This window comes from Streptosporangium minutum (assembly GCF_002149035.1).
Classification (GTDB): domain Bacteria; phylum Actinomycetota; class Actinomycetes; order Streptosporangiales; family Streptosporangiaceae; genus Streptosporangium; species Streptosporangium minutum.
Map to the genome: position 1 here is coordinate 1 of NZ_NGFP01000296.1, position 10,940 is coordinate 10,940.

The window sequence follows — 10,940 nt, forward strand, 5'->3', positions numbered from 1 at the left end:
GTCGGGGACCGAGGGGCTCAGGGGGAGGAGAGCCGTCCCAGGGACGACGGGATCTTCGAGGCGGCCGCCCTGTCCAGCAGGAACAGCGTCCGCTGGCGACCGCGGGCGCCCGCCGCGGGCACCTGCATCGGCCCCGAGTCCGACAACGCCAGCCGTACGGCTCCCGCCTTTTCCTCGCCCGCGGCGATCAGCCACACCTCGCGCGACCCCTGGATGACCGGGAGCGTGAGCGAGATGCGGGTGGGCGGAGGCTTCGGGGAACCGTGCACCGCGACCACCGGGCGCGTCTCGTACAGCGCGGGCATGCCCGGGAACAGCGACGCCACATGGCCGTCCGGGCCCATTCCCAGCATCATGACGTCGAACGACGGCGCCGGACCGTGGTCCTCGGGACGCGCGGCCCTGCGGAGTTCGTCGGCGTAGGCCTCGGCCGACTCCTCGGCGGTCATGCCCGAGTCGGGGCCGCGCATCACATGGACGCGGGCGGGGTCGACGTCGACGTGGTCGAGGAGGGCCTGGCGGGCACCGGTCTCGTTGCGCTCGGGATGCCCGGAGGGCAGGAAACGCTCGTCACCCCACCAGATGTCCAGGTTGCGCCAGTCGATGGCGTCGCGGGCCGGGCTGGCGGCGATCTCCGCCAGGGTGGCGATGCCGACGGTGCCGCCGGTCAGCACCAGCGAGGCCGAGCCCTTGCCCGACTGCACGTCGACGGTGCGGGTGATCACCCGGGCGGCGACGGCCTTGGCCAGCATGTCGGCGTCACGGTGGATGATCACGTTGGGAACGCTCACGGGACTTCTCTTTCAACGTGCTGTCGATGACAGAGCGCCCCGCGGTCGGCCGCGGGGCGCTCACAGGTCAGGACTTGTGCGTCCGGGCGAGTCGCCGGATCGCGGCCTCGTAGATCTCGTCGGGGTCCAGGCGCCGGAGCTCCTCGGCGAGCAGCTCCGAGGTCGGGCGGCGGGTCAGCGCCACCCGGCGGTCCGGCTGGCCCGGGCGGGACAGCGTGGCCAGGCGGCCGTCGCCTCGGCTGATGGAGATGTCGCCGTCGGCCGTGACGAGCCTGACCGCGGTCAGGCCGGGGCCGGCCGATTCGGAGACCTTCACCGGGGCGCCGAGGCGTTCGCTGAGCCAGGCCGCCAGCAGCAGGGCGCTGGCGTGGCCGGGCACGGCCTCCACGAAACCCTTCTTGACCTTGCCCACCGGCTGGTCGAACGCGGCGGCCAGCAGGCTCCGCCACGTCGTCAGCCGGGTCCAGGCCAGGTCGGTGTCACCGGGGACGTAGCCCCGGGCCCGGCCGGTGATCGCCTGAACCGAGTCGGCCGCCGACCGCGCGTCGACGATGCGGCGCTGGGCGAGCATGCCGATCGAGTCCTTGGCCGGCACGTCCGGGCAGTCGCCCGGCCACCAGACCACCACCGGGGTGTCGGTGAGCAGCAGCGGGCCGACCACCGAGTCGGCGTGCTTGGTGAGCTCGCCGTACAGGCGCAGCAGGATCACCTCACCCGGGGTGGACTCGCCGAACCGCAGCTCGGCGTCGAGGCGGTTGGGCTCCTGCGGGTCGCGGGGGATGACGACCAGTATCCGGGAGGGGTGCTCCCTGGCCGCCTCGGTCGCCGCCCGGACCGCGTCGTACTGGTTGCTCTCGTCGGAGACCACCACCAGGGTCAGCACCATGCCGACCGCGGGGGTGCCCATCTGGTGGCGCAGCTGGGTGAGCTGTGAGGAGATCTTCGACGCGGTCGTGCCGCTGAGCATGAAGCTCGCCATCTACAGTCTCCTCCACGCGCGCCCGTCGCGGGCCATCATCTCGTCGGCCGACGCCGGGCCCCAGGTGCCCGCCGGATACTCCTCCGGCGGGCCCTGGGTGGCCCAGAAGTCCTCGATCGGGTCCAGGATCTTCCACGACAGCTCGACCTCGCGCTGGTGCGGGAAGAGCGGCGGGTCGCCGATCAGCACGTCCAGCAGCAGCCGCTCGTACGCCTCGGGAGAGGACTCCATGAACGACTCGCCGTAGGCGAAGTCCATCGAGACGTCCCTGACCTCCATGGCGGTGCCGGGCACCTTGGAGCCGAACCGCACCGTGATCCCCTCATCCGGCTGAACCCGGATGACCAGGGCGTTCTGCCCCAGGATCTCGGTGTCGTCCTTGCTGAACGGCAGGTGCGGCGCGCGCTGGAACACCACGGCGACCTCCGTCACCCGGCGGCTCAGCCGCTTGCCGGTGCGCAGGTAGAACGGCACCCCCGCCCAGCGGCGGTTGGCGATCTCCAGCTTGATGGCGGCGTAGGTCTCGGTGATGGAGTCCGGCGGGATGCCGTCCTCCTGCGTGTATCCGACGACCGGCTCGCCGCCCTGCCAGCCCTCCCCGTAGCGGCCGCGCGCGGTGGCCTCGGCCAGGTCCTGCGGCAGCCGGACGGCCTTGAGGACCTTCTCCTTCTCCCGGCGCAGCGAGTTGGCCTCGAACGACGTCGGGTCCTCCATCGCCACCAGCGCCAGCAGCTGGAGCAGGTGATTCTGGATCACGTCCCGGGCCGCGCCGATGCCGTCGTAGTAACCCGCCCGGCCGCCGATGCCGATGTCCTCGGCCATCGTGATCTGGACGTGGTCGACGTAACCCCGGTTCCAGATCGGCTCGAACAGGTTGTTGGCGAACCGCAGCGCCAGGATGTTCTGGACGGTCTCCTTGCCCAGGTAGTGGTCGATGCGGAACACCGAGCTCTCCGGGAAGACCGCGCTGGTGATCGCGTTGAGCTCCTGGGCGCTCTTCAGGTCGTGCCCGAAGGGCTTCTCGATCACCACCCGGCGCCAGGACCCCTCGGGTCCGTGCGCCAGGCCGGTCCGCTTGAGCTGCTCGACCACGACGGGGAAGAACTTCGGCGGCACCGAGAGGTAGAAGCCGTAGTTGCCGCCGGTGCCCCGGGTCTGGTCGATCTCCTTGAGCATCATGGCCAGGGCGTCGAACGCGCCGTCGTCGGTGAACTCGCCCGGGCAGAAGAAGATGCCCTCCGACAGCTGCTTCCAGACCTCCTCGCGGAAGGGCGTCCGCGCGTGCTCCTTGACGGCGTCATGGGTGAGCTGCGCGAAGTCCTGGTCCTGCCAGTCGCGGCGGGCGAAGCCGACCAGGGAGAACCCCGGGGGCAGCAGCCCCCGGTTCGCCAGGTCGTAGATCGCCGGCAGCAGCTTCTTGCGGGCCAGGTCGCCGGTCACGCCGAACAGCACCAGCACGCAGGGCCCCGCCACACGTGGCAGGCGCTTGTCGCCCGGGTCGCGCAACGGGTTGGCGGCCACCACCTCGTCGGTGATGGAGGCGGTCGCGGCCGCCGAGGCGGCGGCCACGGGCTCCTCGGCATGCGCCCCGACGGTGTGGTGCGCGCCGTCGGAGTGCGCCCGGCCGGCCTGCGCCGCGTCGCCCTGCGCGGCGTCGCTCTGCGCGGGATCGGCCCGCACCGTGTCGGCTCGCACCACGGAGCGTTCCTTGCTCATTCAGGCCTCCCGCGCTGCCGCGAGCAGACGTGCGACACCGGCCGCACGATCGGTCAGGTGCAGCCGTACGGTGGGACGCCCGCGGCTGGCCAGCGCGCCCTGGTCTCCCAGGGCCTGCGCGAGCTGGAGACGGCCCAGGGTGTACGGCTTGCCGGGCACCTCGACGTCATCCTCCACGACCCCGGTGATCTGCAGGAACACGCCGTTCTGCGGACCGCCCTTGTGGTATTGGCCGGTGGAGTGCAGGAACCGGGGGCCCCACCCGAAGGTGATCGGCCGCTCGGTCCGGACCGCGAGCTGCGCGCGCAGCGTGGCCGGGTCGGCCGCGCTCCACGCCTCGGTCATCTCCTCGAACGAGGCTCCCTCGGCGTGGGGCGCGTCGAACGCCGCCTCCCGGTCGAGGTAGGCCATGATCCCGAGATAGCCGTCGGAGGGGATGGCCTCCAGCAGCCGGGTGAACACGTCGGACAGGTCCTTGGGGGCCTCCGAGCCGGGCAGCTCGCCGTACACCTCGACCGGGCCGTCGACCAGGATCGGCGTGCCGACCGGCAGCTCCGGCCGGTCGAGCAGCTTGCCGGTGTTCTCCTTGGACTCGGCCACGTTCGGCTGGTCGAACGGGTTGATGCCGAGGACGCGGCCGGCGACGGCCGTGGCGTACTCCCAGACGAGGAACTGCGCGCCCAGCGGGCCGCTGACGGTCAGGGCGCCGTCGGAGTCGATCCCGACGAGCAGCTCGTCCTCGGCCTCGCCAGGCTCGGCGCCGACGACCGGCAGGATGCCCTTGCCCTGCTTGCCGGTGGACTCGGCGACCAGCTGCTCGATCCAGTCGGGCAGGCCGTTGATCTCCGAGAGGCTGTCCTCCAGCACGAGCTTGTCGCGGCCGGAGAGCGCGGCGGCGCCGAGGGCGGCGCCGAGCTCCAGGCCGGGGTTGCCCTCGGCCTGCGACAGCAGCGGCTGCACGGCGGCGGCGTCGTCGAGCAGCCGCTCCACGTCGGCCCCGGCGAGCGCGCTGGGCACCAGGCCGAACGCCGTCAGGGCGCTGTAGCGGCCGCCCACGTTGGGGTCGGCCAGGAAGACCCGGTAGCCCGCGTCCCTGGCGGTCTGCTCCAGCGGCGACTCCGGGTCGGTGACCACGATGATCCGCTCGGCCGGGTCGATCCCCGCGTCGCGGAAGGCCTTCTCGTAGATCCGCCGGTGGCTGTCGGTCTCGACCGTGCCGCCGCTCTTGCTGGCCACCACCAGGATCGTGCGGTCCAGCCGGTCGTCGAGCGCCCGGCGCACCTGGCCGGGGTCGGTGGTGTCGAGCACGGTCAGCGGCACGTCGGCGGTGGCGGTGATGACCTCGGGGGCGAGCGAGGAGCCGCCCATGCCCGCCAGGACCACATGGTCCAGGCCCTCGGCGCGGACCCGCTCGACGAGCTTGCCGAGCTCGGGCAGCAGCTCCCTGCTGGTCTGGGGGAGGGTGAGCCAGCCGAGGCGGATCGCCGCCTCGAGCCCGGCCTCCGGGCCCCACAGGGCGGGATCGCCGGCGGCCAGGGCCTCGTGGACCCCTTCGGCCGCGAGCCGCCCGGCCGTCTCCGCGGCCTGCTCGGCCAGCCTCTCCTCGCCGAACGTTACGGACACTGACATGGGGTTCACGCCTTCCGCAGCTCGGCGGAGACGGTGGCCAGGAGCTCGTTCCAGGACGCTTCGAACTTCTCCACGCCCTCCTCCTCCAGCACCCTCACCACGTCGTCGTAGTCGATGCCGGCCTCCTTGAGCGCGGCCATGGTGTTCCAGGCGTCCTCGTAGGAGGGGCGGACGGTGTCGCCGGTGATCCGGCCGTGGTCGGCCACGGCGTCGAGGGTCTTCTCCGGCATCGTGTTGACCGTGTCCGCGGTCACGAGCTCGTCGACGTAGAGGGTGTCGGGGTAGCTCGGGTCCTTGGTGCCGGTGGAGGCCCACAGCGGGCGCTGCGGGCGGGCTCCGGCCGCGGCCAGGGCCTGCCAGCGCGGGGAGTTGATCACGTCCTCGAAGGCGGCGAAGGCGAGGCGGGCGTTGGCGATCGCCGCCTTGCCCTTGAGGGCCTTGGCCTCGGGGGTGCCGACCTTCTCCAGGCGCTTGTCGATCTCGCTGTCGACGCGGCTGACGAAGAAGGAGGCCACCGACTCGATGCCGGCCAGGTCCAGGCCGTTGGCCCGCGCGCGCTCCAGGCCCGTCAGCCAGGCGTCCATCACGGCGCGGTAGCGCTCGAGGGAGAAGATCAGCGTGACGTTGACGCTGATGCCCTCGGAGATCGCCTGGGTGATAGCGGACAGACCCTCGACCGTGGCCGGGATCTTGATGAACAGGTTGGGCCGGTCGACCATCCACCACAGCGCGCGCGCCTCGGCGACGGTCTTGTCGGTGTCCTTGGCCAGGCGCGGGTCCACCTCGATCGAGACCCGGCCGTCCACGCCGCCGGTGGCGTCGTAGACCGGCCTGAGCACGTCGGCGGCCCAGCGGATGTCGTAGGTGGTGATGGCGCGCACCGCCTCCTCCACTTCCACGCCGCGTACGGAGAGGTCGTGGAGCTGGGTGTCGTAGGCGTCGCCCTTGCTCAGCGCGGAGGCGAAGATCGTCGGGTTGGAGGTGACGCCGACCACGTGCTTCTCGCGGATCAGCGACTCCAGGTTGCCGGTGCGCAGGCGCTCGCGGCTGATGTCGTCCAGCCAGACGGACACGCCGTGCTCGGAAAGGCTCTTCAGGATCTCGCTCATGATCAGTTTCCTGTCGTCTCGCCCTTGTCGGCCCCGGTCCGCGCGAGGCTGGCCTTAGCAGCGGCAGCCACCCGCTCGGCGGTGAGGCCGAACTGCTCGTAAAGGGTCTTGTAGGGGGCGGAGGCACCGAAGTGCTCCAGGCTCACCACTTCCCCTTCATCTCCCACGAACTCCCGCCAGCCCAGCGCGATTCCCGCTTCGACGGCGACGCGCGCGCGGACCGCCGGGGGCAGCACCGTCTGCCGGTAGGCCGAGTCCTGGGCCTGGAACCACTCCACGCACGGCATCGACACGACCCGGGCCGGGATGCCCTCGGCTTCCAGCAGCTCACGGGCCTGCACGGCCAGCTCGACCTCGGAGCCGGTGCCGATCAGGACCACCGCGGGCTGGCCGTTGGAGGCCTCCTCCAGGACGTAGGCGCCCCGGGCGACCTTCTTGGCGTCGGCGGTGCCGGCGTAGACCGGGAGGTTCTGCCGGGTCAGCGCGAGCGCGGCCGGGCGGTCGCCGTGCTCCAGCACGGTCCGCCACGCCGCGGCCGTCTCGTTGGCGTCAGCCGGGCGGACGACGTCTAGGCCCGGGATGGCGCGCAGCGCCCACAGGTGCTCGACCGGCTGGTGGGTCGGGCCGTCCTCGCCCAGGCCGATGGAGTCGTGGGTCCACACGTAGGTGACCGGCAGCTTCATCAGCGCCGCGAGCCGTACGGCCGGGCGCATGTAGTCGCTGAAGACCAGGAACGTGCCGCCGTAGGGCCGGGTGCCGTTGTGCAGGGCGATGCCGTTGAGGATCGACCCCATGCCGTGCTCGCGGATGCCGAAGTGCAGCGTGCGGCCGTAGCGGTTGCCGGGGAACTCCTTGGTCTGGTACTCCTCCGGGATGAAGGACGGCTCGCCCTTCATCGTGGTGTTGTTGGACTCGGCCAGGTCGGCCGAGCCGCCCCACAGCTCGGGCAGCACGGGCGCGAGGCTGTTGAGCACCTCGCCGGAGGCCTTGCGGGTGGCGACGGAGGCGCCGGTCTCGAAGACCGGCAGCGCCTCGGTCCAGCCGGCCGGCAGCTGCCGCTCGCTGATCCGGTCGAACTCGGCGGCGCGCTCGGGGTTGGCCGACCGCCAGCTCTGGTAGGCCTTCTCCCACTCGGCGCGGGCGGCCCGGCCGCGGCCGACGACCTCGCGGGCGTGCTCTAGGACCTCGTCCGGCACGTCGAAGCTCTTGGCCGGGTCCTGACCCATGACGGTCTTGGTGGCGGCGATCTCCTCGGCGCCCAGGGCCGAGCCGTGGGCCTTGCCGGTGTTCTGCTTGTTCGGCGCCGGCCAGCCGATGATGGTGCGCAGGCGGATGAACGACGGCCGGTCGGTCTCGGCGCGGGCGGCCTCCAGGGCCTGGTGCAGCGCCTCGACGTCCTCGGAGTAGTCGCCGTTCTTGGTCCAGTCGACGGTCTGGACGTGCCAGCCGTACGCCTCGTAGCGCTTGGTGATGTCCTCGCTCAGCGCGATCTGGGTGTCGTCCTCGATGGAGATGTGGTTGCTGTCGAAGACGACGACCAGGTTGCCCAGCTTCTGGTGGCCGGCGATGGCGCTGACCTCGTGGCTGACGCCCTCCTCGATGTCACCCTCGGAGGCGATGCACCAGATCATGTGGTCGAAGGGGCTGGCGCCCGGCGCCGCGTCCGGGTCGAACAGCCCCCGCTCGCGGCGGGCGGCCATGGCCATGCCGACGGCGTTGCCGAGCCCCTGGCCGAGCGGGCCGGTGGTGGTCTCGACGCCGATGGTGTGGCCGTGCTCGGGGTGACCCGGGGTCAGGCTGTCCCACTGGCGCAGGCCCTTGAGGTCGTCCAGGGACAGGCCGTAGCCCGACAGGTACAGCTGGATGTAGAGGGTCAGGCTGGTGTGGCCGGCGGAAAGGACAAACCGATCCCGACCCACCCACGTGGGGTCCGACGGGTCGTGCCGCAACGTCTGCTGGAAAAGCAGGTACGCGGCGGGTGCGAGGCTCATCGCGGTGCCGGGGTGACCCGACCCCGCCTTCTCTACCGCGTCCATCGCCAGGGCCCGTACGACGTCGACCGCCTGACGGTCCAGGTCGCTCCATTCAAGGGCTGGCACGAGTTCGCTGCTCAAGTGCTCGATCTCCGGATCTAGTCGTGTGATGGTGGCGCCGGTTTGGCATTTCCCGCCCACACCGGACCCTAACGGGTCGGCCTTGCTACCGTTGCGTAGGCCGATCCGGGGCGAGTCCGCAGGAGTGATGATCAGCGTGGACAGAACCCCCGTGAGGCGTCCCGTCGTGCCGTCTCCGCACCCCATGCCGGAACCGGCCGACCCAACAACTAGAGTTGAGCATTCAAGGCTGGCTGGTGCCCGCATTCACGGATTCGCTCTAATCAGAGGTTACGCGTTGACCCCGCACGTGCTGGAAGCGCCTTAGATGGTGCTGACCGACAAGCAATCGACGGCCCCGTCCGCGACGGGCACGGCTGACACCGTCACGCCGCGCTCGTTCGGCGATGTCGTGAAGGCCTACGTCGCCCTCACCAAGCCGCGGATCATCGAACTGCTGCTGATCACGACGCTGCCGGTGATGTTCCTGGCTGCCCGTGGCCTGCCACCGCTGTGGATCGCCGTCTCCACCCTGGTCTTCGGCACCCTGTCGGCGGGCAGCGCGAATGCGCTGAACTGCTACATCGACCGCGACATCGACGCCGCGATGCGCCGTACCCGGCGCCGTCCGCTGGCCCGCGACCAGGTCCCGCCGGCCAACGCGCTGATCTTCGGCGTCGTCCTCGGCGTGCTGTCGACTCTTGGCCTGGGTTTGACGGTGAATTGGCTCGCGGCCGGCCTGTCGCTGGCGGCGAACCTGTTCTACGTCCTCGTCTACTCGATGATCCTGAAGCGGCGGACCTCCCAGAACGTGGTGTGGGGAGGCCTGGCGGGGTGCATGCCGGTGCTGATCGGCTGGGCCGGCGTCACGGGCAGCCTCAGCTGGGCCCCGCTGGTGCTGTTCGGCGTGGTGTTCTTCTGGACCCCGCCGCACACCTGGACCCTCGCCATGCGCTACAAGGAGGACTACGCCGCGGCGAAGGTTCCCATGCTCCCGGTGGTCGCCACCGAGCGCCGCGTGGTGCTGGAGAGCATCGCCTACACCTGGGCGACGGTGGCCTGCTCGCTGCTGCTGTGGCCGATCGCCGGGACCACCCTGCTCTACCCCGCCGTGGCCGTCGTCCTCGGCGCCGCCTGCCTGTGGGAGGTCTACCGCCTGCTCGGCCGGGTCAACGCGGGCAAGACCGGCGTGGACCTGCGCCCGATGCGCTTCTTCCACTGGTCCAACGCCTACCTGGCGCTGCTCTTCCTCGCCGTCGCCGTCGACTCGATGCTCGTCTGAGCGCTCCAGGTACGGCATGCGCCCCTCCGCGGCCCCGCCCTTTCCCGGTCCTCCGCCATGCCCTCCGCGCCCGTGACGCCCGGCCCCCCGATCCGCGCGACGGCGGTGTCCCCGGGTGGCCACCGGCCGCGGGAGAGGGAGGGGGGACACGTCGTGTTTGATCGGTTACGGTTGCCACATGGCAAGCCGTGATCCTCGGTGGGTGTTCAAGGACCGCCCGTCTGTCGCACTGATCGCCGGTCTTGTCGTGACCGGTCTGTGCGCGCTGGCGTCGTTCTCGTTCGACGTGCTGAACGGTGATCCGGTCTACTTCTTCATCGCCCTGGCCCTCGCCCTGGCCCCGGTCCCGGTGCTGCTGGCCGCCGTGCTCGCGCTGGACCGTATGGAGCCGGAGCCGCGCAGCAACCTGATCTTCGCGTTCGCCTGGGGGGCGGGCGTGGCGGTCCTGATCGCGGGCCTCGTCAACTCCTTCAACCTGGTCTACATCGAGAACACCGTCCAGCTGGGCTATGACAGCTCGCGCAACATCGCCGCCACCTTCGGCGCCCCCGTGGTCGAGGAGACGATGAAGGGGCTGGTCCTGCTGGGCCTGCTCAGGTTCAAGCGGGCCGAGCTCGACGGGCCCACCGACGGCATCATCTACGCCAGCATGGTCGGCCTCGGCTTCGCGATGAGCGAGAACGTCAGCTACTACGTGGCCGCGCTCGACGACATGGGCGCGCAGGGGCTGGCGGTGACCGTCGTGCTCAGGGGGATCCTGTCGCCGTTCGCGCATCCGCTGTTCACCTCGATGATCGGGGTCGCGGTGGCCTACGCCGCGCAGCGCCAGGGCCGGGGGCGGGTCGTCGTGATCGCGGCCGGCTGGATCGGCGCGATGCTGTTGCACGGGATATGGAACGGCTTCGCCTCCTACGTCGGCATCGGCGGCCTGGCCGTCGCCTACGTGCTGCTGATGATCGTGCTCTTCGTCCTTATCGGGATCGTCTTCCGCGACCGCAAGCGCATCGTCGCCCTCATCCAGACCTATCTGCCCGCCTACCAGGCGACGGGGCTGGTGGGCCCGCACGACGTCGCCATGCTCTCCTCGCTGCCGGGCCGCCGTCAGGCCAGGCAGTGGGCCAGGACGAACGGCGGCCGGGCCGGGCTGCGGGCGATGAACGACTACCAGCTCGCCGCCACCGAGCTCGGCCTGCTCCACGAGCGGGCCAGGCGTCACATGATCGGTGAGCGCACGTTCAACGAGGAGCAGCACGCGCTGCTGGAGTGCATGGCGGGTGCCCGCGCCCACTTCCCGGTGCCGGCCGGGCAGGCGCCCCCGGCCGCCCAGGGCTACGCCCCGCC

At 71.1% G+C, this 10,940-nt stretch carries 8 protein-coding genes; 2 read left to right on the forward strand and 6 right to left on the reverse strand.

The features are described from left to right. Positions 1-17 precede the first annotated feature (17 nt). From pgl to tkt, 6 genes are all read right to left on the reverse strand, one after another. Positions 18-791 carry a 6-phosphogluconolactonase gene (pgl, locus tag CA984_RS38575; protein WP_086578330.1) on the reverse strand — a complete coding sequence of 258 codons (774 nt, stop codon included), beginning with the start codon at positions 789-791 and terminating at the stop codon, positions 18-20. A 67-nt stretch (positions 792-858) separates the two neighbouring features. Then, a complete protein-coding gene (locus CA984_RS38580) occupies positions 859-1,770 on the reverse strand; it encodes a glucose-6-phosphate dehydrogenase assembly protein OpcA (protein ID WP_012892486.1) in 912 nt (303 codons plus the stop codon). Continuing rightward, positions 1,771-3,486: a glucose-6-phosphate dehydrogenase gene (zwf, locus tag CA984_RS38585; RefSeq protein ID WP_242676408.1), complete on the reverse strand. Its 1,716-nt coding sequence runs from the start codon at positions 3,484-3,486 to the stop codon at positions 1,771-1,773. It lies immediately after the preceding gene. Further along, entirely contained in the window at positions 3,487-5,115 is a 1,629-nt protein-coding gene (locus tag CA984_RS38590) for a hypothetical protein (protein ID WP_086578331.1), read from the reverse strand. 5 nt (positions 5,116-5,120) lie between these two features. Continuing rightward, complete coding sequence (tal, locus tag CA984_RS38595; RefSeq protein WP_086578332.1) at positions 5,121-6,224, reverse strand: transaldolase; 1,104 nt, start codon at positions 6,222-6,224, stop codon at positions 5,121-5,123. Positions 6,225-6,226: 2 nt separating this feature from the next. Continuing rightward, positions 6,227-8,260 carry a transketolase gene (gene tkt / locus CA984_RS38600; protein WP_242676409.1) on the reverse strand — a complete coding sequence of 678 codons (2,034 nt, stop codon included), beginning with the start codon at positions 8,258-8,260 and terminating at the stop codon, positions 6,227-6,229. A 385-nt stretch (positions 8,261-8,645) separates the two neighbouring features. On the opposite strand from tkt, the gene CA984_RS38605 reads away from it, so the two are divergent. Together CA984_RS38605 and CA984_RS38610 are read left to right on the forward strand one after the other, a co-directional pair. Beyond that, positions 8,646-9,599 (forward strand): heme o synthase, encoded by a 954-nt coding sequence (locus tag CA984_RS38605; RefSeq protein WP_086578334.1) that lies wholly within the window; start codon positions 8,646-8,648, stop codon positions 9,597-9,599. A 178-nt stretch (positions 9,600-9,777) separates the two neighbouring features. Further along, positions 9,778-10,940, forward strand: a 1,163-nt coding sequence (locus CA984_RS38610; RefSeq protein ID WP_165781569.1) for a PrsW family intramembrane metalloprotease, incomplete at its 3' end; no start/stop codon positions are given.